Raw genomic sequence first — 22,537 nt, 5'->3', positions numbered from 1 at the left:
CATGTCTTCGTTCCGTAATCACATCTTCGTTTCGTAATCACATCATCGTTCTGCAATCACGCTATCGTTCCACAATCACATCATCGTGCCGTAATCACATCATCTTATCTCAAATAAATCCGTTGGCTGCCAGGAAATCATGACTTATGCCAGAGCTAATATCCTCGGCTTCTTCTTCTCGTCCCGCAGATCTGTAATGCAGCAGGTGGTCTACATATTTGCCCAGCACATCACATTCGATGTTCACGCTATCTCCCGCTCGTTTATGTCCAAGCACTGTCTCACCCAAAGTGTGGGGGATAACCGACACGGTGAAAGATGATGTTCCTACCGTAACTACCGTTAGGCTGATGCCATCAATCGTGATGGAGCCTTTCGGAATGATGTATTTGTACAGCGACTTGCGGTCTGCTGCGATCTCGAACACCACTGCATTCTGATCGCGCTTGATGCTTTTGAAGGTGCCTGTGCCATCTACATGACCCTGCACGATATGACCACCAAACCGACCACCGGCTGCCATTGCCCGTTCCAGGTTGACCTTGCTGCCGATCCGCAGCTCCTTCAGATTGCTGTTCCGGAAGGTCTGTGGCATCACATCAGCCGTAAAATAATGGTCGCCCAGCGCCGTTGCTGTAAGGCAAACCCCGTTAACCGCAATACTGTCGCCAATCTTCAAGTCATCCATAATGACAGAAGCCCCGATATTCAGCACCATCATTTCACCGCCGGTGGAGAGGCCGCGCAGAACGCCGACTTCCTCGATTAAACCAGTGAACATCACTATCCCTCCTCAGGCGTTAGCGTACCGGAGTACCGCTGATACAGACATTATCCCCGAGCACTTCTACTTCCAATCCCTCTAGCGTAATGGCATCCGCCATCTTCTCCACACCTGGGAAAACGAAGGTACCCTTGGCTTCTGCACCACCGCCCACAATCTTGGGAGCGAAGAACAGCACTACCCGATCTACCAAACCACTCTCCAGCATCGCACCGTTCAGTGTTCCGCCACCCTCCAGCAGAATGGAACCAATCTCCATCTCGCCAAGAGCTGCCATCGCTGCGGATAGATCTACACGCGGGCCTGTGCCGCAAACCACAATCTGTACACCCGCTGCTTGCAGCACAGCCTTTTTCGCCGCGTCAGCAGAACCTGTAGTCACGATAATCGTTGGGGCTAACCCGTCGCTAACTACCGCAGCATCCAGCGGAATTCGCAAAGCCGAGTCAATAATGATCCGTACCGGATTGAAGCCAGGAACCGCCATACGCGTCGTGAGCGACGGGTTATCAGCGATCACCGTATTGACCCCGACCATAATGCCTTGGTGGCGATGACGCATGGTGTGTACAATTTCCCGTGCAGCCTCGCCGGAGATCCATTTGCTGTCGCCTGTTTTTGTAGCCAGGTTGCCGTCCAGCGTGCTAGCACTCTTCAGAGTGACAAAGGGTTGTTTGGTCAAAATATACTTGATAAACTTCTCATTCAACCGAAGCGCCCGCTCGCGCAGCAATCCCACTTCTACTTCAATGCCATGATCACGCAGCATTTGAACACCTCGCCCTGCCACCTGCGGGTTAGGGTCTTCACAAGCCACCACCACCCGTGCCACGCCTTCGTCGATCAAACGCTGACTGCAAGGAGGTGTAATACCATAGTGACTGCAAGGCTCCAGAGTAACGTAAGCAGTACTTCCCGCCGCTTTTCCGGCCGCCATATTCAGTGCATGCACCTCAGCGTGGCCTGTCCCGCGTTGCAGATGGGTGCCCAGACCAATCATGGCCCCGTCCTTCACCACAACACAGCCTACAACAGGATTGATTCCAGTCTGTCCTTGAGCGCGTTCTGCCATGTCCAGGGCAAGCGACATGTAAAACTCGTCATTCATAATATTCATTCATCTGTCCTCCGATCTGTAAGTCGTACTTCTTGTATGCAGCATCTGCTGCCTCATAACTAAAAAACCCACCTCAGACTCCAGGAGGAGACAAGATGGGTTGTTGAGAGTTAGTTTACTGAGAGTTTCAATAAAACTGTGCGCAAATAACCGTTATATAAACAACGGAATTGTGAAATAACGCACATGATATTAATGTACACTTCAGTACGCCTGCCCGTTAACGGACAAACGCCAATCTCTCCTTCTTCCATCCAGACTATACTGTCGGTCCCGGAATTGCACCGGGTCCACCGTCCGCGTTGTAGCGCGGTCCGGGTAGCGGACTAAGCACTGCAAGATTGACTTGCAGCAACATCACCGCCGGTAGGGAATTTCACCCTGCCCTGAAGGATTGATACCTTATTCATTTTGAAGTATCAAGCTGTTGCTTACAACAAAATTAACACTTAGCCTTGCAAAATGCAAGTATAAATCGTATATTAGCTTATTTTTCGTAACTTTACAACTTTTTGTTGTCAATATCGACCTTACAGCCGCAAAAAACAAGCGCCCAGGAGTTCACTCCTGAGCGCTTGTCCTATGTAAAGCTTGCTTACACACCACGTTCTTGCTGCTTTTTTAACAAATCGCGGATTTCTGTTAGCAAAGCAACCTCCGGCTCCGGTGCGGGTGCTTCTACTACTTCCTCCTTGACCTCTTCTTTCTTCTTGAACTTGCTCGCCAGCTTGATAGCCATAAAGATCGAGAACGCAATGATGAAGAAATCCACCACAGTCTGCAGGAACACCCCGTACTTTACAACAGCATCCCCATACGTAAGCGTCAGTTCATTCAGATTGATGCCACCGATCAGCAGTCCGATAATAGGCATTATGATGTCTTCCACCAAGGAGGAAACAATCTTCCCGAATGCAGCACCAATAATAACAGCGACTGCCAGATCCAGTACATTTCCTTTCAAGGCAAAACTTTTAAATTCTTTCCACATGCTTAATCCTCCCTAGCGCTTGGAATTTGAAATCATTATAGCATCACCTATGCAATACTCCAAAGAATTTCCATAATAATCGACGCTCTTAATCGTTTCTATTAAGATTTTAGCCGAAAGTCTCTCTTAATAGTCTGTGAGAAAATATGTAAATAGTCCTTTCAAGAACCAGGGATTATCAGCTATGATTAGAATTGCTAAATTTCTACGCAAAATTACATCCTTTGGACCAAGGAGTGAGATACCAATGGCCTTTCCCTCTTTTTTCGAAAAAAATCGTACAGACGATTTTCTAATGTTCTCACTTTCACATTGGATTGCTCTGGCACTTGTCGTGCTTGTCTGCCTACTGCTCTATGGGGGAAGGTTCGCCATCCGGCATAATAGCCGTCTGCAAATGACTATTCGCTTGTTGCTCGTGGTAATCCTGCTGGGCTCCGAGGCCGGACTTCAATCGTGGTATGTATCTCAAGGGATCTGGAGATCCGGTTCTTCTCTGCCGCTGGAGCTATGCGGAATTACGCTCTTGTTGTCTGTCGTAATGCTACTCACCCGGAACAGGATGTTGTATGGGTTTCTCTATTTTGCCGGAATTGGCGGTGCGTCCATCGCTTTGCTGACACCCAATCTGGTCTATCCTTTCCCGCACTTTCGATTCCTGCTATTCTTCATCTCACATGGGGCTATCATTCTAGCTTCCCTGTACATGACCTGGGTGGAGGGCTTCAGACCAAGCTGGAAATCCCTTTCCTTCACTATGCTCTGCCTGAATCTGGTCGCTGCCTGCGTTTGGGTCGCTAATTTTATGCTAGGCTCCAATTACATGTTTCTTATGCGAAAGCCAAACACGTATTCCGTTCTGGATTACTTTGGCCCGTATCCCTATTACTTACTGGTGGAAGAGCTCTTCGCATTCGCCGTGTTCCTGTGTATGTACTTAGTGTTCTTTTGGCTACCTGCGCGGATAAAGTCCCGTAACCAACGTATGAATCGGCTTCCCCACTGAGTGCGTGTCAGAAAGGTCTGGAAGTCAGTCCATCGAGCAGATGCCGCAGGGTCGTTAAAGGATGACTCCAGATCATCCGTGGACCCGCGTAGCGCATCACAGTCTTGATCTCGTTGCGCCGGTCTGGCTTATAGCAATGCACCGGGCAGCGTTCACAGGTGGTCTTCTTTTCACCGAAACGACAGTGCTCAAGCCGCTTCCAGGCATAGGTCAGAAGCTCTCCACATTCCCTGCATATACCTTCTCCCTCCACCTCTGCCTTGAGCAACCCGCCCTCCAAATGCCGATGACCCTTACAGTATTTAGCAATCATTATTCCCACCGTGATTTTTTCCCTGCTAATTCTGGGCCCAGCATTAAGTTTCAGAGCTTGTCTCTGCCTTTTAGTCGGTTCTGTGGACATGGCATGCACACCCTTTATTTATTTTCCATAAGTTTACAATATAGGGTTGTACGGTTCAACAAGATTTCAAGGAAATCAGTAATATATGCATAAAAAAGCCTGATCCACCATGGATCAGGCTTTAATACTTCAGGCGGCTGCTCAACACAGGCCTGTAACTTCACTAACAGATTAGGCTTCGATAATTTCTACGGAAGTCATTTTGTCGCGACCTTTGAAAGTATCTACAAGATCCATACCTTCAACAACTTTACCAAATACGGTGTGTACGCCGTCGAGGTGTGGTTGTGGAGCGTAGCAGATGTAGAACTGGCTACCACCAGTGTTCTTACCTGCGTGCGCCATAGCAAGTGTACCGCGCTCATGTTTGTTAGGGTTGATCTCACAGTTGATAGTGTAGCCAGGGCCACCTGTACCAGTACCGTTAGGACAACCACCTTGTGCTACGAATCCAGGAATAACACGGTGGAATACCAGACCGTTGTAGAAGCCGTCGTTTGCCAGCTTTTCAAAGTTGGCTACAGTGTTAGGAGCGTCTTGATCGAACAGATCGATCAGCACTACGCCGCCGTTTTCAAGAGTAATTTTCGCTTGCTTTGCCATATGTAAATGACCCCTTTCAAAATTCCAAATGGTTAAACACTTTTCTTAGTTTACTATGAAATCACGCACAAAGCAAAACAAGCGGAGACTGGCCCGCCTGCTCTGCACTGTATGTTATTCCCCTTGCTCCGAACTCTTCTGTTACTTCGTAACCGCTTGTTTGGCAATACGTTCAGGCACAACATCATTAACGATAATGTCCTGGTAGCTCTCACGACGCACGACCAGATCACTCTGCCCATTTTGCACAAAGACCATTGCCGGACGACGAATCCGGTTGTAGTTGCTGGCCATGGAATAGTTGTATGCACCAGTGGAAGCTACAGCCAGCAAATCACCGCTCTCGGCCTTCGGCAGCTCAACGTCCCAGATCAGCATATCGCCACTCTCACAGCATTTGCCCGCGATGGAGACCTTCTCAGTCGCCGGATCGTTGGCACGGTTGGCGAGCATTGCCTCATACTTGGATTGATACAGAGCAGGACGCGGGTTATCAGTCATACCACCGTCAACCGCAAGATACTTGCGTACGCCAGGAATATCCTTCTCCGTACCTACGGTGTACAAAGTCGTACCCGCTTCGGCCACGATGCTACGGCCTGGTTCTGCCCAGATCTCTGGCAACTCGCTGTAGATCCCGGTAAAGTAAGTTTTCACCGCATCGGTAATAGCTTTTACATAATCGGATACTTGCAGCGGGGTATCTCCTTCAACATAACGGATACCGAAGCCGCCGCCCAAATTCACAACTTTGAATTCCACACCCAGTCCTTCTTTGACAGTGCGGGCAAATTCCGCTACGCGCTCAACCGCAAGCTGGAAACCTTCTGTCTCGAAAATCTGTGAGCCGATATGCGAATGCACACCGAGCAGATTCAAGTTCGCCTTGTCGCTAGTAACTTTAACAGCTTCATAAGCTGCACCGTTGCCGATGTCAAAACCGAACTTGGAGTCAGTCTGACCGGTAGCGGTGTATTCATGGGTATGCGCCTCAACACCCGGTGTCACACGCAACAGAACGTTAACGGTAACTTCTTTGCGTGCTGCAATAGCTTGCAGGAGATTCAGTTCAACCAGATTGTCAGCCACGAAGCAACCGATCTTGGCATCAATCGCCATTTCGATCTCCTCAGACGTCTTGTTGTTGCCATGGAAGTGGATACGTTCTGCCGGGAAGCCGGCCTGCAAAGCTGTGTACAGCTCACCATCAGATACCACATCAAGAGACATGCCTTCTTCGTCAGCCAAGCGAACCATAGCCATGATGGACAACGCCTTGCTCGCATAAGCTACTTGGAAACCAAGACCAGATGCCTTGTAAGCCTCCATATATTCGCGGCAGCGACGACGGACCAGTTGCTCGTCCATTATATATAGCGGTGTTCCATACTCCGCTTTCAAATCCGTTACATCACATCCACCGATCTCCAAATGACCCGCATCATTAATCCGGCTCGTCCCGTGTAAAAACATTCTCATCCTCCAGTTTCTATGGAATACGCATTCCATCTGTCTATTGTATGCTCAGGCTCCCCGCAACGTCCCTGACCTTAAGCTTCGGACAAAAATCCACTTTGTGGGGGCTGGTTAGTATATTCAGTATACCAGACAAACGGAACTCCGTAGAATGGACTAATTTGCAGTTGATTTGTATTATCGTTACTTTTGTTTTTCGTTGTCCTGTACAGGCGGCATTCTTGTATTATCCCGGGTTTTGTTGAAGGAAGGCCGTGTTTTCGAATTCAGAACAGGTTGACGGAGCAAAATTTCGCCCATAGCCTTTGCATTAAAAGGTATAAACGGCCACAAATACGGCGAGTTGTACGACCGATGTATCGTCAACAACACAATTAGCAATGTAGTTCCGATCACAAAGCCTTGCACCTGAAAAGCAGCCACTGCGAGCAAGAGGACAAGCCTGATAATCCGGTTCGCAAGTCCAAGCTCATAGCTCGGTGTAGCGAACATCCCGATGGAAGCCACCGCCATATACAGCACTACCTCGTTGACGAAAAGACCTGTCTTCACTGCGATGTCACCGACCAGAATGGCAGCGATCAGACCCATCGCCGAGCCCAAGGGCGTTGGTGTGTGCACCGCCGCCATCCGCAGTAAATCCACCCCAAGCTCCACAATCAGGAACTGGGCAAGCAAAGGAATCTTGGCCAGTTTTTGCGGCCCAATAAAATCCAGCATGGGCGGCTTCAGCTCCGGGTGGATGACCAGCAGCAGCCACAGGGGCAGTAGAAACATCGAGGCAAAGATCCCAAGGAACCGAACCCACCGCAAGTAACTCCCCATAAAAGGCGTCTGACGGTTCTCTTCGGCATGCTGACAGAGATCGAAAAAGGTTGTTGGGAGTACCATCACACTAGGAGAGGTATCCACAAAAACGACTACCCGGCCCTCCAGCAGATGGGAGGATACATTATCCGGCCTCTCCGAATAGCGGACTAACGGATAGGGGTTCCATCCCCCGTCCACGATTGCCTCTTCCAGCTGCTTATCGGCAAGGGGGATACCGTCAATATTTACACTTGTGATTTTATCCGTAACTGCCTTCACTAGCGCCTTGTCTACAATATCGTCGATATAAGCTACACAGACATCGGTTCGCGTGCGACGGCCGACCTGATGCATCTCAAATTTCAGACCGGGATCACGCAGCCTCCGTCTGACCAGCGCAATATTGCTAAGCAGGGTTTCTGTAAATCCGTCTCGCGCACCACGCACCACCCGCTCAATGGAAGGCTCTTCTGGATTACGGGCGGGATAAGTCCGGGTATCCATCACGATAACCTGGTTCTCTCCCTCGATGAACAATGCGCTCATGCCTGACAATACCTTGTTGATAGTTTCGCTAAGCAGATCGCCCTTCTCCACTTGGATATGAGGAATATAGAGATCCATGAAACTAACCAGCACATCCGTCGATAAATGTTCTGGGGTGATGTAGGTCAAGCGCTTCAGGATTTCATCCAGAATGTTATCTTTGGCGAATCCACTGATACAGAACAGGGCCGCATTGGCGCCCCCAAACTTCATCTCCCTGAAAATAATATCAAAGGAAGACCCGAGTCCTATAACCTCTGTCAGCGTATCCTTAATGCGTTCGAGCGTTTCCGGGATATCATCGTTCCCCTGCCAGTAAACCACAGACTCCTCCAGAGAATCCGAGTGTTCGTTCTGGCGTTTTAATTCCAGCGGATCTTGCTTTTCAGCTTGAGTCTGACCTTTATCCGCACTCTTCCCTTTCTTTCCAGAAGCCTCTGGGATCTGTGGACCCTGCCTACCCTGCACATTTCCAACCGTATCTACTTTTTGCTGTTGATTCTTCTGGGCTGATTCTTGGGGCTGATTGCTGGCTGCCTGTTGTTGGTCTTTCCTCTGTTGGTCTTTCTTCTGTTGGCTTTGCTGCTGCGTGCCCTGCTCCTGCTGGCCTTGTTGTGCTTTACTTTGCTTTGTTTGGCCTTTCTCTTCCTGACCACTTGAAGCGGCGGCTTGTTGCTGTGCTTGCGGATCTTGTGACTGTCCCCCACTCCCGCTATCTCCGCCCTGATCCTCTTGATCGGGATCCTCTTCATCATCTGCGAAGAATCCGAAAAGTCTGGCGAACAATCCCTTGCCCCCGTTCTCTTGGTCCTGCCCCTGATCTCCCAGCTCACCGGAGACCTCCACATCCTGTGAATTTCCCGAATAATTACTCCCACTGGAATCAGACTCAGCCGCCTGATTCTCACCTTCCGCAGGGGAGGACCCAGACTCTGCTGCCTGATCCTCACCTACCTCAGGGGAGGACCCAGATTCTGCCGTCTTGGAATCATTACCGGACTTTGGAGAATCCGTCTGCTGCTTCTCCGAAGTATTTTGGGCGCCAGCGTCAGTTCCTTCAGTCTGCCCTTGCTCCTCGCCGCTGTTATTCCTGTTAATCCAAGCCGGGTTAACTTGGGCAGCCTCCGCCTCGGCTCTTGTCTTGCTGGAAGACAAACCTGATTCCATACTAAACTCCACTTCTGACATAGCGTTTGCTTTGATTACGTCGCTCTCTTTATTGAACCTTGATCCAGCACCTTCGCTGGTGGCATTAGAAGCACCGGAGTCAGCACCCTCCACAGAAGCATAATCAGCGCTTGCATGATCACCATGATTGGAATGATCGCTGTTGAAGCCTTCCGCAGTCTGATGCTCTGCCGTGGAGCCATTTAGCGTAGAATGATCGCCTGTGGACGCATTGCCCCTGGCACTGTCGCTTATTGATCCATCACCAGTTGCTCCTTCGACCCTATTGCTACCGCTAGTTGATTCAGCACCAGTAGCACCTTCACCCCTAGCGCTGTCGCTAATTGATCCGCCACCAGTTGTTCCTTCACCCCTAGCGCTATCACTGGTTGATTCAGCACCAGTAACACCTTCGCCTCTAGCGCTGTCGCTAATTGATCCGTCACCAGTTGTTCCCTCGTCACTAGTACTACCGCTGGTCGGTCCATCACCAACAGATCCTTTGCCTCTAGCGCTACCGCTGGTCGATCCAGCACCAGTAGCACCTGCACCCCTAGTGCTATCGCTACTTGACCCGTCACCAGTTGCTCCCTCGTCGCTAGTGCTGCCGCTGGTCGATCCAGTACCAGCAGATCCTTCAACCCTAGCGCTACCGTTGGTCGATCCATCACCAGCAGATCCTTCAACCCTAGCGCTACCGCTGGTTGATCCGTCACCAGTTGCTCCCTTGTCAGTACCATCCTCGCCAGCAGAGCTACTTGTTGCACCATGGCCTGGTTCTGCTGTTTTTTTGGAGTCCTCACCCTCTGTGCCCAGCTCCATGGAGGCCTTAAGCTCCTGATTCTTGCCTGCCATCCCCTCTCCCGACGAAGTCTTCGTTCCTTCGATGGATGACTCTTTTTCTACCGGTACGCTTTTCTCTACAGAATCCCCGCTGTGAATATATCTGTTCATCCCACAGCCTCCTTTACTTTAAATACACAAACCAGTCATACAATGAGCCCATGACCTTACCGGCAGTCATTGCCATCAATAGCCCGAACATGCGATTAACCATTTGAAGACGTTTTGCCAGAATCGGAAGCACATTCAATACTTCAGTCAATGCGGCGGCCAGCATACCGACGAAGATACCGTTTAACAAGCCCACTGCTATTTCTACCAATGGACCGGAGGTAATTTTCCAGTTCCAGAAATCACTGGCGGTGCCCAGCAGTGACCCTGCGACCATCGCCCCTTCATACCAGTGCACTTTATCGTAAGAAGAGGTTAGTTGCGCCAGTCGGGGTATGATATCAAGCACAACAAAAAGAGCGATCACTCCACCGCCAACGGCGATCCCTCCGGCAATGCCCAACAACAGGTTAATTCCCAGCGTTATCGGCGCTGTCATTGCCTCCGCCCCCCGTGTTCTCGGATATGACTGCTTCACGCTGCTTCATTTTTGCGTATTCCTCGTGAACCACATATTCGTCAATATTTTTCTGGTACAGAAACATCTCAACTTCCAGCGGGGTTGGCTCCTCATTCCATTTTTTCTTGAACAAATGGTTGAAGAAAATCACCATTCCCAGCCCAATGCCCAAGGAATAAGCAATCTGAAACAGATAAGGATGCTCATCCTTTTCCCCAGTCAACATCTCTACAATGCGAATCTGCACCTCCTGCATACTCACATCCGCATGAAAATTCATAATCGTCAGTGCCGAACCAAAAAACAACAACAGCCACACAAGCACGAACAACGCCGTTGACGGGGGCTTCGACTCCACCGGGCCTATAATCTGCACAATCGTTCTGCCTTCGCCGATGAGCTGGATCTCTACTCCTGGCAGGATCTCGTGAATTCGCGGAATCACCATTAGCAGATCAATCAGGATCAAGTTGCCATCACTTTGTTTGGGTTGGATCAACATCAGAGAGTACAGGTCGTCCTCCCACTCCGGGTCTGTAATGAGATTGGCAATATCCCGGAGCATCACCCCCTGACCTTTGGGAACGGACACCCGGTTTTTGAGCTGTATGAAGATGGCGGTTGCCGAATGGTGTGTCATCCGTATTCCTCCTAAAGGGGATCTGGAGCGGTCCAGGGTGGGCTGGACTCCACAGGGTTGAAGAAAAGAATAAAGGTAGTATGGGAGGAAAGGCTGAATTTTACTCTTGAAAAGGGAATTGGAGGTTCTCACGCAGCGCGTCGATCTACTTCCGGGCATGTAAAAAAGCACCTGTTCCCCTGGATCATCCAGTGAAACAAGTGCTTTATAAGGTAAACTGAGCCCTGGGGTCTGTCCCCTCAGGCGTACTATTTGGTTGAGTAACAAAATTAGTTATCCCAGACTTTGCCGCCTGGACTGTTGGCTCGAGATAAAGAACAGCGCTGTCCAGATCAGTGCAAATCCGATAACTTGCGGAAGGGTGACCAGTTGGTTAAACACCACCCAGTTAATGACGACACCCGTCATAGGAAAGCTAAGCTCGGCTAGTGTCGCAAAAGAAGCCTTTGTTGTGCTAAGTCCCTTGTAATACATTAACATGCTCAGAAGTCCCGGTAGCAGCGCCTGCAGCAGCAGATTAAGCGCTACGGCAGAGGTAGCCCCAAGCCCCCCATGGAGCTGCCAAGGCGCGCCTTCCAACGTCGTAACGACGAATAATAAAGGCAAGGCCAAGATGAAACGCAGCGACGTTACCGTCTCATATTTCATGGAACCCAGCAGATAGCGGCCCATCACAGTGGACCCTCCCCAAAGCGCGGCTGCTCCCAGCGCCATGACACTGCTAACGCTGATAAAACTGTTCACATGCCCGAAAGGAATGCTCCAGCCGAAGGTGAGCAGATATGTTCCAATCAAGGCTACGATTATTAGTGGGCCAAAATTTTTCGGCAATCTCTCCTTGAGCAACAGGGCCGCAAGCCCGATAGCGAACAGCGGCTGCAGCTTCTGCAGTAGCAATACGGCATTGAGATCACCACTGGACAATGCCATGGTAAACAGGATTGTAGCGATTGCCGAACCGCCCCAGGAAACGATCAACAGTGCTCCCGCCTGGCGGAAGCGGATAGCTTTCAGCTCGGCGCGGTGCCGCCACAGAACAGGAAATGCGGCGATAAACAGCACGACATGCTCTAGTAACACAATTTGCGAAGAAGTGAGCGACTTGAGCAAAATGATACGAAACAGCGGGTCCACGCCCCAGAGCGCCGCCCCCAAAACAACCAGCCAAAACCCGCTCCGCAGACGCGCCGGGCGCACTGCGGAGGATGAAGCAGATACATTACTCATCTTACATTCTCCTTGTCGATACAAACCCTCGATTAAGAGACCAAAAACCCCCGATTTGCCTTGGAACAGGCAATACTCGGGGGTATTATCAATAAAAGCGTACAGGAAACAGACCCCGCGCCTTTATCTTATGATCCTCTCCCATCCGGACTTTACCGTCGGCTCTGGAATTGCACCAGATCAGTCGCCTCTCCTGCTAACAGGTGGAAACGAGTCGCGGGCTTTGCTCACTCTGAACATTACCGCCGGTTAGGAATTTCACCTTACCCCGAGAATCTTGTATTCCGTTATTATTTTCACAATCCAAGAATAAACCTATTGCAGCCATTCGTCCAGCCTTTTATGAAAATATTCATATTTCTTTCATGACATACAAGCAAATTCGTCACTGAAAATGACAGATTTGCCACTACATAAATGGGATATTCAAGGTATAATTCAATTAATTTCATTACCAATAATATCAAGGAAAAGGAGCCCCATTCATAGTGAAGGACTCATTCTGGACAAAGCTGATACTCTCCGTCGTTTCCGTAGGCGGTATCGCCCTGATCGGATTTATCACTACTCTCATAACGGCTCTAACTGTCGGCCTCAAATTCTATGCGCCGCTTCTGATCACTGTCACTGTTTTCTTGGCCATCTACTCTGTCATCACAATATTCCAAATACTGAAACAGCGAACCAGGCACATCGTATTACTCTCATTCGCCGGGATCTCTCTGCTAACCACTGCTGGCTATGAGCTCAATAAAATGTATATGAACAGCTTTGACGAGATCAACGAGCAGGAGGTCAACCTGGCACAATACGCGCCTTTTGTCCCCAATACCAAAGCTGCTGCACTTACTGAACCTGCGACCTTTACCATTCCTGAAAATCTTCCGCGTCTTGACGGCGCCACAGCCCTTTATCCGCTGTATGCGGCCTTTGCCCAGGCTGTGTATCCTTCTGGCGAGTACCAGCCTTATGGCGCAGATAGCTTAATCACCTGCTCAACAACTCCGGTGGCCTATAAACGCTTGCTTGAAGGCGAAGTCGATATGATTTTTGCTGCGGCCCCATCTGAATCTCAGCAGAAGGAAGCACAGCAAAAAGGCGTGCAGCTCAAGCTGACGCCGATTGGCCGGGAAGCTTTCGTATTCTTCGTGAATAGGCGCAATTCGGTCAAAGGGCTGACCATTGCACAGATCAAGGAAATCTACTCGGGAAAAATCACAAACTGGAAAGAGGTAGGCGGCAGCAACGACCGGATTCGGGCCTTCCAGCGTCCAGAGGATAGCGGCAGCCAGACCATGCTTCATAAGTTTATGAAGGGCACACCGCTTATGACCCCTCCACAGAAGGACGTTGCCGACCTCATGAGCGGTATCATTAGCCGGACTGCAAACTACCGCAATTTCCGAAATGCGCTCGGCTACAGCTTCCTGTTCTACGCCTCTGAGCTAAATCATGACGGAGAGATTGCACTGCTGGAGATCGATGGGATACGACCGGATAGAACGACAATCCGTAGTGGTGAATATCCTTTTGCCACCGCATTCTATGCCGTTACAGCCGGCAGCAGCAATCCTAACATCGAGCCGTTTATCGACTGGATTACCTCACCACAGGGACAGGAACTGGTGGAGAAGACAGGTTATACTTCTTTGGAATGAGTTTCACTGGATGCTCCAACAGTATGGAACATCCTCTGATTTATTCGGCTGTAACTGTAGGTGACAGCAGCTTTGATAGCAAGCCATGCTTTGGTGAAGCCAGGAAGCTGATCATGAACAGTACCCCGGTAGCGAAAGCCATCGAACCCGATATCGATGTATCCAGCCAGGCTGCGGTATAGTATCCTGCGACTGCAGCCAGGATGCCAAAGCCCCCACTCAGCACAAACATCAAGGACAAACGATCTGTCCAAAGATAGGCCGAAGCTGCAGGAGTAATCAGCATAGCCACAACCATGATCGCTCCTACAGCATCAAAGGCCGCCACTGTAGTGATAGACAAGAGCGACATAAATGCATAGTGCATGACAACAACCGGAATACCGAGGCTTGCAGCCAGTGCAGGATCAAAGGATGTTATTTTCCATTCTTTGTAGAATCCAATCACTGCCGCTAGAACCACCAGCAACACAATGGACAGAATGAAGGTGGCCTCGGGAATGTCTCCGATCCATGGTAGATGCACCGTTGTCCACGGCACAAAGGTGATTTCGCCCATCAAGGCATGCTTCACATCCAGATGGGCATTGCCCACCTTCGTAGCAATCAGGATTACCCCCACCGCAAACAAGGTCGTGAACACCACTCCAATCGATGCCTCACCCTGCACCCCACGCGACTGCAGCCACTGGATCAATAAGGATGTTAATAGCCCTGCCACGACAGCGCCGATCAGCATGTGATACCCACTCAGTTCACGCGTGACCAGAAAAGCAACAACTATACCCAGGAGCACGGTATGACTGATGGCATCCGCCATCATCGCCATTCTACGCAAAATCAACAGAACGCCGATTGTACCGCATGACAAGCCTACTAGTGAAGCGGTCAGCAAAATCCAGCCGGTATAGCTCATCAGTATCCCCCCTCCTTCACAACTGTTTGCTCTCTCTCGGCTGGTGCCGACAATCCACTCTTTGTTCTGCTGCGCTGCTGCAGGCGGACAATCACTAGTCCTTTCTGGGCACCGAACAGCAGAGAAACCATGAAGAAGGCTGAAGATGTAACAACGATGAAGGGACCCGTTGGCCATCCTTTACCCATCGTACTTAGCACCGTCCCAATCACACCTGATCCTCCTCCGATAAGTGCTGCACCGATCAGCATCCATTTAAAAGAATGCGTCCAGTACCGCGCGCTCACTGCTGGAATAATCAACAAGGCGGACATAAGGATAACCCCGACGGCTTGAATGCCGATGACAATTACCAGTACCAGTAAGCCTGAATAGAGACTGTTCATCAACCGGAGTGACAAACCGAGGCCTTTGGCAAAGGCGGGGTCGAACAGAAACAGCTTCCACTCCTTGAATCCCAGCCAGACGGTGGAGATAACCAGAAGTCCCAGCGCACTCATGGTGTAGACATCGGTACGAACCATGGAAGCGGCCTGCCCGAAGATAAATCCATCAAGTCCACTTACATTGCCGCCCCCGGTCCGGTTCACGATCGTGAGCAGCATAATCCCAAGGCCGAAGAACACGGACAGCACGATGCCCATCGCTGTATCTTCCTTGATCCGACTGGCGGAAACTACCCATTGCACCAGGAACGCGCCGATCAGCGCACTGATGGCCGCCCCCAAGATCAGCACAGGCAGCATTTTCACACCGGTGATGGCAAAAGCAATAACCACGCCCGGCAGCGCCGCATGGGACAACGCATCACTCATCAGGCTCTGCCGTTTCCAATAGGCGAGACAGCCAATCATCCCTGAGGCGACACCAAGCACGAGCATGCTAAGCAATACCCACCAAGCATTGGGCGACAGCAGGAGTGTCATGACGGCACCTCTTTTCTCCAGCGCAGGCCTGCCCCGTACGTCCGGTACACATTGTCTTTCGTGAACACATCCGCTGTCTCTCCATAATTCATCACCGTGCGGTTAAGCAGCAACACATGATCAAAATAATCCTCCACGGTCTGAAGATCATGATGCACGACCATAACCGTCTTGTTGCGCCCCTTCAATTCTCTCAGCGTAGTCATGATCGCCTGCTCTGTAGCCGCATCCACACCTGCGAGTGGTTCATCCATGAAATACAACTCGGCATCCTGAACCAACGCCCGAGCCAGAAAGACCCGCTGCTGCTGTCCACCAGACAATTGACTGATCTGGCGGCTAGCGTAATTCGCCATGCCCATCTGCTCCAGTGCCGTCATCGCCTGATCGCGGTGCCGTGCTTTGGGCGATTTCAGCCACCCCACTTTTCCATATAGCCCCATCATTACGACATCCAGTGCATCTGTTGGGAAATCCCAGTCCACGGAGCCCCGCTGCGGGACATAGCCGATTTTTTGGCGTATCGCCTTCAGCGGCTTTCCGGCAAAATGAACCGTTCCCTCAAGCTTCGGATGCAGCTCCAGCATCACCTTCAGCAGGGTCGATTTGCCCGCACCGTTGGGGCCTACAATTCCGGTTAGCGATTCCTTAGGCAGCTCGAAATTGACTTCGTCCAGTACTTTACTTTTCCGATAAGCGGCCGATAAGCCTGTGACACTAAGTCCCTGCATGTTAGTTACCTCCCCCGCCCAGTGCTGTAGCGATGGTCTTGACGTTATGTCGATACATCCCGATATATGTTCCTTCCGGGGTCCCGCCGTCGCCCATCGCATCCGAGAATAGCTCACCGCCAAGCTTTACCTGAAGCCCTCTGCTTCCCGCGCCCTGGATCACCGCATTAATCGAATTCTGGTTGACGCTACTCTCCACAAATACGGCAGGAACCTTATACTCCAGAAGCAGCCCTATGGTATCATCCACATCCGTAATGCCAATCTCATCTTCTGTACTGAGACCTTGCAGACCGACCACCTTCAGCCCGTGCATCCGTCCGAAATAGCCAAAAGCATCATGAGCGGTAACCAACACTCTCTGCTTTTCTGGAATGGTGCTCATCATGTCTGCGGACTCCTTCTTCAATTCATCCAGCTTTTTAAGATAGTCATTCTTGTTGGCCTCGAATAGCTCCGCATGCTCCGGAAAATGCTCCTTCAATCCGTCTGTAGCAGAACCAAGTGCTGTTCCCCAAAGATCAATATCAAACCAAACATGGGGATCGATATCACCCTTCTCATCCTTCAGTCGCAAATCCTCAGGAATGGCTTCAGCAATCGCCTTCACCGGCTTGGTTTTGCCGATCTGTTCAAAGACCTGCGTCATATTACCCTCCAAATGAAGTCCGCTGTAGAATACGATATCTGCCGATGCCATCTTCTTAATATCCCCTTGCGTCGCGTTATACAGGTGAGGGTCCACACCAGGGCCCATCAAACTGCTAACACTGACCTTATCCCCGCCAATAATAGAAAGCGGCTCGGCAATCTGTGCGATGGTGGTGACAATAGCAATTTTCCCATCCGCCTCTGCTCCCTTGCCTTCTTGGCCCTCCGCTGAGCATGCCGATAATACCAATGACAACACCAAGGACAGAGCGAGTCCACACCTCGCCTTCCTACCCTTCAGTCTCTCTCTCATGTTGCTTCCTCCTCTTGACAACCTGATGATCAGGTAATTTTTTGAAAAATAAATAAATGACCTCACGAAAATATTTTTCCCTAAGGAAACAATTGTTTCTATAACCAAAATTAATTCCTTACTGCTGATTTGTCAAGAAATTAATCCGATATTCTGTACACTTCTTCATCATTTTTTCCGATATAAATATCAGTGTGTTCACCCATAACGTTGATTTAACAGGGATTTAAGGATCCATCTTCACGTGAATTTTACACTCACTAAAAAATTTAAAAGAGTGAAACAATTTTCACTTTATTGCTGCTCATCTCTTTCTGTTACTGAAAAAACACTTCGAGTGGTCATTCGAAGATGCAAAATTTTATCCCGAAACCACTGCAACTTTTGGAAAGTTTTGTCGTCTAACCTATATATATGCCTTCATTGGCATCGTAGATAGACTGTGTCCATACATAGGATCAACACACAAGGATGGTGAGATGGTGAAATGAAGAAGTACGGTTTGTGGGCAGTACTGCTGATTCTTGCGCTCGTACTGGTATTTCCCGTTACGGGACATGCTGCCGCGTCCAGCACACACATTAATCTGGATGGCAACGATCTGTCCTTGCCTAAGGATGTACAGGTCCAGATTGTGAACGGAAGTGTCATGGTGCCACTTCGTCTCGTCACGGAGCAGCTAGGGTATGGAGTCAAATGGGATAACATCTCAAAGATAGCGACAATTGAGCAGGGAGGACGTGTGCTGAAGCTGGTCGTGAACCAGAAAGAAGCGGAGGCCGATGGTGCGCAGATCATCCTCGATAATCCGCCCTTCCTGAGCAAAGGTACCACGTTTGTTCCATTAAGATTTATCGGAGAACAGACAGGTGCCACTGTCGGTTGGGACAATTTTACCAAGACCGTATACTTAACCTCTCCAGCACAGGAGATTGGCGTCGATAACGGAGGATCAGCCACTCCTGCGCCTGGGGATATACCCTCTCCGACGCCGGATAATGGAGCCACCCCGCCGGGAGGTAACGCTACTCCTCCGGCAAGTACGATATCGGCATCCTTAACGGATATGAGCTTTAATGACAACAAGCTGATTATCTCTTTGAACGGAAGTGTAAAGCCGAACATCTTTACAATGACTGGTACTGACCGGATTGTTATCGACTTGCCGAATACTGTCTTTGGACAAGCCTTCAGCCAGGGACTGCCTCTGTCTGCTGGACAAAGCGGCCAAGTGCCTATAACGGGTTACCCTGACGTCACGGGCGTCCGATATTCCCTGTTCAGCAGCACACCGTCAACGATACGTATTGTTCTGGACTTGAGTAGCGCTAAAACGTACGGTGTGACCAATGCCAATGATGGTCTGTTGATTATTGATTTGAACGGGACTGGCGGCTATATCCCTGACCCTGGTGCTACTCCTATACCGACACCTACGCCGGATACATCCGTTACGCCATTGCCGGGCGACTCTGGCAAGAAGGTGATCGTACTAGATGCCGGACACGGCGGTAAAGATCCAGGAGCCAGCAGCCTGAACAACCTCAAGGAAAAGGACTTCACGCTCGCGGTTGTCCTCAAAATCGAGGCGCTACTGAAGAACGAGCCGAATATCCAAGTCGTGCTTACCCGCAGTGGAGATACATATCCTACTCTGCAGGAAAGAGCCAAATTAGCTAATAGTCTTAATGCTTCTTTGTTTGTTTCCGTACATGGCAATAGTCCGCCATCTGGGACCAAAACCAGCCCAAGTGGAACGGAGACCCATTACTCTCGCAAAGAAAGCCTTCAATTTGCCCAAACCGTCCATAAGTATCTGGTTCAGGCCACCGGCCTGCCAGATCGAGGACTCAAACTGAACAGTCTGCATGTAACCAGGGAAACGACAATGCCAGCAATCCTGCTGGAAGTCGGGTTCCTTACCAATTCGAAGGACGAAGCCTTGATGTATTCAGATGATTTCCAGCAAAAAGTTGCGGAAGCAGTTGTCGCTGGTATCAAGGAATATTTGAAAATGTAGTCCGATCGACAAGTTCTGATGTGAAGCTAGGCAACTGTTTGAAGCCAAAAAATCCAGCCCCTGCAATGGGGCTGGATTTTTATTTTATATTCTATCTATCAGGCTTATTGATTGCTCTAAATAATGAATTGCAGGATTTAAAATTCGCTTTATCCCATGATGCCTTCCAGATTACCTGAAATTTTTTGAGATAACGAAATTAGTAGCTCCTGCTCTTCATCTGACAGATTTTGAGAAGCCGCTTTCTCCATTTCTGTCCAAACGGCAGTCGCCTTGTCCACAAGTTCTCGACCATTCTCCGTTAGTTTAACCAGCGTGACGCGCCCATCCTTAGGTGAACGGGAGCGAGTGACTAGTCCTGCTTCCTCCAAGCGTCGAACGGACTTGGCAATCGTAGAATGATCCAGTCGCATCGTACGTCCGAGACACTGCTGCGATTGTCCGTCTTGCTCTCCTAACTGCATCAGCATAATTTCTTGACCTGCGAATAAACCAGCCTCGCGTAGCAAATATGCAGCCAAACCACGATGCGATCTAGCCATAGAAAAAATTGCGAAATTAATAGGAAATCGCTGGATGACCTGCGTTTCCTGCTCAGCCTTAGGTGTACAGGAGCTTTCCTGACTCTCTTCAAAGTTACTCATCTTTCAAATCACCTTTCCGCTTTTACTTATTATTAAGCGTAGAGAATTATTCTGCACTTGTAAAGAAGCGGGTGTATAAATAAAAATTGCGCCATAACACAGCCTCAATGCTGCTGTATTATGGCGCCGGATAAATGGAAATTATAGATCAAGCTTATTTCATTGTCGGATAATCGATATAGCCGTGGCTGTCACCGCCATAAAAAGTTGTAGGATCGGCTTCATTTAATGGTGCCCCTGATTTCAAACGATCTACCAAATCAGGATTGGCCAGCGCCCAGGTTCCTACCGATACAATATCGGCTAAGTTATCCTTCAAATCTCTATCCAGCTCTTCTAATGGACGTCCAGGACGATTGACGATCAGCGTGGTTGGCCAAGCCGAACGAATATCTTTAAGCAATGCTTCGTCGCCACCATGAAGAATATGGAGGTAGGCTAAGTTAAGCTCACCCAGCTTGGAAATCAAATATTTATACACCTTAGGACCGTCTGCACCTTCTGTCAGATCCCCAAGAGGAACTCCAGGAGAGAGCCTGATCGCTGTGCGACTAGCTCCAATTTCCTCAGCCACCGCTGCCGCAACTTCAATAGCGAATCTAGCGCGATTTTCAATCGATCCTCCATACGAATCCGTGCGCACGTTAGCATTCTCAGAAATAAACTGATGAATAAGATAGCCGTTTGCCCCATGGATTTCAACACCATCAGCTCCTGCTTGTATGGCCGCTGCGGCAGCTCTGCGGAAATCACCAATTGTTTCTTGGATTTCTTCCAAACTTAACTCACGCGGAACAGGAACATCTTGCAAGCCTGTTGCAGTGTACATTTGTGCCTTTGGAGCAATGGCTGAAGGGGCCACTGGCTGACGGTGATGAGGTGTATTGTCTGGATGTGACATGCGCCCTGCATGCATAAGCTGAATGAACAAGTATCCACCTGCTTCGTGAACACGATCAGCCACCTTTTTCCAACCTGCAATATGCTCTTCTGTATAAATACCTGGTGAAAATAAATAACCTTGTCCATCCTCTGAAGGCTGTGCTCCTTCACTAATTAGAAGGCCCAAAGAAGCTCGTTGTGCATAATATTCCGCACTATGTTCTCCTGGAGTACCGTCGAACTGAGCCCGTGATCTAGTCATTGGCGCAAGTGCCAAACGATGTTGCAAATTTATATCCCCAACTACTACTGGTTTCCAAATTGTTTTCATTGAAAAAACTCCTCTCAATTTATATAAACGTTGCCGGCAACATAAATTTATCAAACATATATGTGGCTGTCAACATATTTTATGTTGCCGGGAACATATTATAATAAACTTTTGAGTAAGAAGACATTGAACGTACCATTTTGAAAGCAATTCGCATTGCATAATATAGAAATACTAAGGTGCCTCAAGCACAAGAACCGTCGGTCAACCGGTTTAAGTCCGATGGAAAAATACGCGTCAAAGGTGCGTACCATATACATAGCGTAAACAGCTACCATAGCCGGTTAAACATTTGGCTGGATCGCTTTAACGAAGTAGCGACGAAATATTTGCAACACTATCTGGTGTGGTTTCAACTCTTAGACGAAAAGGAATACGAAAACACCACAGCGAATAAAAAGAATATGTTAGTGACTTCCTGCTTATATACGGTCAAAGTAAGGTATCGTAACTAGATTGGGGGGGACTTATTGAATCTTCGCAGAGCTGCACTATCTATGCTCTTAATTCTATCGTGCGTTATATCCAGCACAACGGTATCTGCCGATTGGGCATTCCAGTTCGTGGTGTATAACGGGAGTGTCTATGCCCATCAAGGTACATATACACCCGTTGAAACAATAGGAAAGAAAATCGGAGAAGTGACGTTCTATTCCGATCGTGAAGGAACGTATTCCGGCAATTTTTCGAATACCTATCCGAAAGGGACGCCTTATTACCGTATCCTCGATATCAGTGATTCTGCAGTCATCGCGGTACAAGAAAGCGATGGTCGGTACGCAACCTTACTCTATCACGGCAAATATGCTGGTAAACCAGACTATACCAAACCGATCATGCTATTCCTCATTAGCTTTGTCATCATTGGTTATGCCGCTTGGCTATGGGGACGAAAACGTCGATTACAGTAAAAAAACCGCCTCAAAGGCGGTCAGAGTGTCGAGAAACACATTCTCTATGATTGTTGATGATAAATAGCCTTATAAATCAGGCTCAGCTTCATCATCAGTGATTGCCAAAACAATTGCTTCAAAGGTTGAAACTTATGCCTGGGGGCTAACGGACCCTATTGTCGTTATTTGTACATCAAGTAGCTTTTGCAACATGTAACGGACTCAGCTGCCGCTATTTCCTCCCAAACAGTGGATTTCACACAGGATTTCTGCTCATAACGTCTCTGGAGTCTAATCTTGTATCACTATATTTCCAATTAAAGGTAAACGATTTCAGAGTACCCGAGAGCCAACAGATGTTTTATGATGAGAACACCAACGTATAAAG

At 49.2% G+C, this 22,537-nt stretch carries 22 protein-coding genes, 1 pseudogene and 2 riboswitches; of the genes and pseudogenes, 5 read left to right on the top strand and 18 right to left on the bottom strand.

From position 1 onward, the window contains the following. Positions 1-109 precede the first annotated feature (109 nt). The 3 genes from ribE to mscL all read right to left on the bottom strand — a co-directional run bounded on the left by ribE (position 110) and on the right by mscL (position 2,892). Positions 110-781, bottom strand: coding sequence for a riboflavin synthase (ribE, locus tag ACFORK_RS28875; RefSeq protein ID WP_379205521.1), 672 nt, complete (start codon positions 779-781; stop codon positions 110-112). A gap of 19 nt (positions 782-800) precedes the next feature. Next, on the bottom strand, positions 801-1,901 hold the full coding sequence (ribD, locus tag ACFORK_RS28870) for a bifunctional diaminohydroxyphosphoribosylaminopyrimidine deaminase/5-amino-6-(5-phosphoribosylamino)uracil reductase RibD (RefSeq protein ID WP_379205520.1): 1,101 nt from the start codon (positions 1,899-1,901) through the stop codon (positions 801-803). Between the two features lie 238 nt (positions 1,902-2,139). Further along, positions 2,140-2,299, bottom strand: a riboswitch (FMN riboswitch). A 197-nt stretch (positions 2,300-2,496) separates the two neighbouring features. Further along, positions 2,497-2,892, bottom strand: coding sequence for a large conductance mechanosensitive channel protein MscL (mscL, locus tag ACFORK_RS28865; protein ID WP_379205519.1), 396 nt, complete (start codon positions 2,890-2,892; stop codon positions 2,497-2,499). 247 nt (positions 2,893-3,139) lie between these two features. Here mscL and ACFORK_RS28860 point away from each other — a divergent pair, with 247 nt between their 5' ends. Then, a complete protein-coding gene (locus ACFORK_RS28860) occupies positions 3,140-3,898 on the top strand; it encodes a YwaF family protein (RefSeq protein ID WP_379205518.1) in 759 nt (252 codons plus the stop codon). 7 nt (positions 3,899-3,905) lie between these two features. Here ACFORK_RS28860 and ACFORK_RS28855 read toward each other — a convergent pair whose 3' ends face one another. The 9 genes from ACFORK_RS28855 to ACFORK_RS28815 form a co-directional block, all read right to left on the bottom strand. Next, positions 3,906-4,301 carry a nitrous oxide-stimulated promoter family protein gene (locus ACFORK_RS28855; RefSeq protein WP_379205517.1) on the bottom strand — a complete coding sequence of 132 codons (396 nt, stop codon included), beginning with the start codon at positions 4,299-4,301 and terminating at the stop codon, positions 3,906-3,908. Between the two features lie 171 nt (positions 4,302-4,472). After that, positions 4,473-4,904 (bottom strand): peptidylprolyl isomerase, encoded by a 432-nt coding sequence (locus tag ACFORK_RS28850; RefSeq protein ID WP_379205516.1) that lies wholly within the window; start codon positions 4,902-4,904, stop codon positions 4,473-4,475. A 141-nt stretch (positions 4,905-5,045) separates the two neighbouring features. After that, the gene (lysA, locus tag ACFORK_RS28845) at positions 5,046-6,377 is read right to left on the bottom strand and encodes a diaminopimelate decarboxylase (protein ID WP_379205515.1); all 1,332 of its coding nucleotides are present in this window, start codon (positions 6,375-6,377) and stop codon (positions 5,046-5,048) included. 186 nt (positions 6,378-6,563) lie between these two features. Then, positions 6,564-8,204, bottom strand: coding sequence for a spore germination protein (locus tag ACFORK_RS28840; RefSeq protein WP_379205532.1), 1,641 nt, complete (start codon positions 8,202-8,204; stop codon positions 6,564-6,566). A gap of 734 nt (positions 8,205-8,938) precedes the next feature. Then, a complete protein-coding gene (locus tag ACFORK_RS28835) occupies positions 8,939-9,106 on the bottom strand; it encodes a hypothetical protein (protein ID WP_379205514.1) in 168 nt (55 codons plus the stop codon). A 48-nt stretch (positions 9,107-9,154) separates the two neighbouring features. Then, entirely contained in the window at positions 9,155-9,673 is a 519-nt protein-coding gene (locus ACFORK_RS28830; RefSeq protein ID WP_379205513.1) for a hypothetical protein, read from the bottom strand. Between the two features lie 197 nt (positions 9,674-9,870). Beyond that, positions 9,871-10,296, bottom strand: a complete 426-nt coding sequence (locus ACFORK_RS28825; RefSeq protein WP_379205512.1) for a stage V sporulation protein AB — start codon at positions 10,294-10,296, stop codon at positions 9,871-9,873. Further along, positions 10,268-10,957 carry a stage V sporulation protein AA gene (locus ACFORK_RS28820; RefSeq protein WP_379205511.1) on the bottom strand — a complete coding sequence of 230 codons (690 nt, stop codon included), beginning with the start codon at positions 10,955-10,957 and terminating at the stop codon, positions 10,268-10,270. Before ACFORK_RS28820 ends, ACFORK_RS28825 begins: the two co-directional genes overlap by 29 nt. Before the next feature lie 273 nt (positions 10,958-11,230). After that, positions 11,231-12,184, bottom strand: a complete 954-nt coding sequence (locus ACFORK_RS28815) for a DMT family transporter (protein WP_379205510.1) — start codon at positions 12,182-12,184, stop codon at positions 11,231-11,233. Positions 12,185-12,313: 129 nt separating this feature from the next. Further along, a riboswitch (FMN riboswitch) is annotated at positions 12,314-12,464 on the bottom strand. Between the two features lie 208 nt (positions 12,465-12,672). Here ACFORK_RS28815 and ACFORK_RS28810 point away from each other — a divergent pair. After that, positions 12,673-13,842, top strand: a complete 1,170-nt coding sequence (locus ACFORK_RS28810) for a PstS family phosphate ABC transporter substrate-binding protein (RefSeq protein ID WP_379205509.1) — start codon at positions 12,673-12,675, stop codon at positions 13,840-13,842. Positions 13,843-13,882: 40 nt separating this feature from the next. Here ACFORK_RS28810 and ACFORK_RS28805 read toward each other — a convergent pair whose 3' ends face one another. From ACFORK_RS28805 to ACFORK_RS28790, 4 genes are read right to left on the bottom strand one after another with little or no spacing between them, the layout of a single operon-like run. Then, positions 13,883-14,758, bottom strand: a complete 876-nt coding sequence (locus ACFORK_RS28805) for a metal ABC transporter permease (RefSeq protein ID WP_379205508.1) — start codon at positions 14,756-14,758, stop codon at positions 13,883-13,885. Then, positions 14,758-15,684 (bottom strand): metal ABC transporter permease, encoded by a 927-nt coding sequence (locus ACFORK_RS28800; protein ID WP_379205507.1) that lies wholly within the window; start codon positions 15,682-15,684, stop codon positions 14,758-14,760. Before ACFORK_RS28800 ends, ACFORK_RS28805 begins: the two co-directional genes overlap by 1 nt. After that, positions 15,681-16,415, bottom strand: coding sequence for a metal ABC transporter ATP-binding protein (locus ACFORK_RS28795; protein WP_379205506.1), 735 nt, complete (start codon positions 16,413-16,415; stop codon positions 15,681-15,683). Before ACFORK_RS28795 ends, ACFORK_RS28800 begins: the two co-directional genes overlap by 4 nt. A 1-nt stretch (position 16,416) precedes the next feature. Further along, positions 16,417-17,379, bottom strand: a complete 963-nt coding sequence (locus ACFORK_RS28790; RefSeq protein ID WP_379205505.1) for a metal ABC transporter solute-binding protein, Zn/Mn family — start codon at positions 17,377-17,379, stop codon at positions 16,417-16,419. Positions 17,380-17,866: 487 nt separating this feature from the next. On the opposite strand from ACFORK_RS28790, the gene ACFORK_RS28785 reads away from it, so the two are divergent. Continuing rightward, positions 17,867-19,399 carry an N-acetylmuramoyl-L-alanine amidase family protein gene (locus ACFORK_RS28785; protein WP_379205504.1) on the top strand — a complete coding sequence of 511 codons (1,533 nt, stop codon included), beginning with the start codon at positions 17,867-17,869 and terminating at the stop codon, positions 19,397-19,399. A 149-nt stretch (positions 19,400-19,548) separates the two neighbouring features. Here the strand turns inward: ACFORK_RS28785 and ACFORK_RS28780 are convergent, their stop codons facing one another. Together ACFORK_RS28780 and ACFORK_RS28775 are read right to left on the bottom strand one after the other, a co-directional pair. Continuing rightward, positions 19,549-20,043: a MarR family winged helix-turn-helix transcriptional regulator gene (locus ACFORK_RS28780; RefSeq protein WP_379205503.1), complete on the bottom strand. Its 495-nt coding sequence runs from the start codon at positions 20,041-20,043 to the stop codon at positions 19,549-19,551. Positions 20,044-20,197: 154 nt separating this feature from the next. Beyond that, positions 20,198-21,256, bottom strand: coding sequence for an alkene reductase (locus ACFORK_RS28775; RefSeq protein ID WP_379205502.1), 1,059 nt, complete (start codon positions 21,254-21,256; stop codon positions 20,198-20,200). Positions 21,257-21,465: 209 nt separating this feature from the next. Between ACFORK_RS28775 and ACFORK_RS28770 the strand changes: the two are divergent. Together ACFORK_RS28770 and ACFORK_RS28765 are read left to right on the top strand one after the other, a co-directional pair. Beyond that, positions 21,466-21,711, top strand: a pseudogene (locus tag ACFORK_RS28770) (IS1595 family transposase); the annotation flags it as partial. A gap of 15 nt (positions 21,712-21,726) precedes the next feature. Further along, a complete protein-coding gene (locus tag ACFORK_RS28765; protein WP_379205501.1) occupies positions 21,727-22,167 on the top strand; it encodes a hypothetical protein in 441 nt (146 codons plus the stop codon). Positions 22,168-22,537: the final 370 nt, after the last annotated feature.

Source organism: Paenibacillus sp. GCM10012306 (genome assembly GCF_042649265.1).
GTDB lineage: Bacteria > Bacillota > Bacilli > Paenibacillales > Paenibacillaceae > Paenibacillus_AQ.
Note: the sequence above shows the minus strand (reverse complement) of the source record. Positions and strands in the feature narration are given on the sequence as shown.

Coding starts and splice junctions, on each gene's coding strand:
- ACFORK_RS28790 (WP_379205505.1), bottom strand. CDS start 17,379: ATGAGAGAGAGACTGAAGGGTAGGAAGGCGAGGTGTGGACTCGCTCTG.
- ACFORK_RS28785 (WP_379205504.1), top strand. CDS start 17,867: ATGAAGAAGTACGGTTTGTGGGCAGTACTGCTGATTCTTGCGCTCGTA.
- ACFORK_RS28835 (WP_379205514.1), bottom strand. CDS start 9,106: ATGGCTCCACGGCAGAGCATCAGACTGCGGAAGGCTTCAACAGCGATC.
- ACFORK_RS28805 (WP_379205508.1), bottom strand. CDS start 14,758: ATGAGCTATACCGGCTGGATTTTGCTGACCGCTTCACTAGTAGGCTTG.
- ACFORK_RS28775 (WP_379205502.1), bottom strand. CDS start 21,256: ATGAAAACAATTTGGAAACCAGTAGTAGTTGGGGATATAAATTTGCAA.
- ACFORK_RS28855 (WP_379205517.1), bottom strand. CDS start 4,301: ATGTCCACAGAACCGACTAAAAGGCAGAGACAAGCTCTGAAACTTAAT.
- mscL (WP_379205519.1), bottom strand. CDS start 2,892: ATGTGGAAAGAATTTAAAAGTTTTGCCTTGAAAGGAAATGTACTGGAT.
- ACFORK_RS28780 (WP_379205503.1), bottom strand. CDS start 20,043: ATGAGTAACTTTGAAGAGAGTCAGGAAAGCTCCTGTACACCTAAGGCT.
- ACFORK_RS28830 (WP_379205513.1), bottom strand. CDS start 9,673: ATGGTGCAACAAGTAGCTCTGCTGGCGAGGATGGTACTGACAAGGGAG.
- ribE (WP_379205521.1), bottom strand. CDS start 781: ATGTTCACTGGTTTAATCGAGGAAGTCGGCGTTCTGCGCGGCCTCTCC.
- ACFORK_RS28820 (WP_379205511.1), bottom strand. CDS start 10,957: ATGACACACCATTCGGCAACCGCCATCTTCATACAGCTCAAAAACCGG.
- ribD (WP_379205520.1), bottom strand. CDS start 1,901: ATGAATATTATGAATGACGAGTTTTACATGTCGCTTGCCCTGGACATG.
- ACFORK_RS28800 (WP_379205507.1), bottom strand. CDS start 15,684: ATGACACTCCTGCTGTCGCCCAATGCTTGGTGGGTATTGCTTAGCATG.
- ACFORK_RS28860 (WP_379205518.1), top strand. CDS start 3,140: ATGGCCTTTCCCTCTTTTTTCGAAAAAAATCGTACAGACGATTTTCTA.
- ACFORK_RS28815 (WP_379205510.1), bottom strand. CDS start 12,184: ATGAGTAATGTATCTGCTTCATCCTCCGCAGTGCGCCCGGCGCGTCTG.
- ACFORK_RS28795 (WP_379205506.1), bottom strand. CDS start 16,415: ATGCAGGGACTTAGTGTCACAGGCTTATCGGCCGCTTATCGGAAAAGT.
- lysA (WP_379205515.1), bottom strand. CDS start 6,377: ATGTTTTTACACGGGACGAGCCGGATTAATGATGCGGGTCATTTGGAG.
- ACFORK_RS28850 (WP_379205516.1), bottom strand. CDS start 4,904: ATGGCAAAGCAAGCGAAAATTACTCTTGAAAACGGCGGCGTAGTGCTG.
- ACFORK_RS28825 (WP_379205512.1), bottom strand. CDS start 10,296: ATGACAGCGCCGATAACGCTGGGAATTAACCTGTTGTTGGGCATTGCC.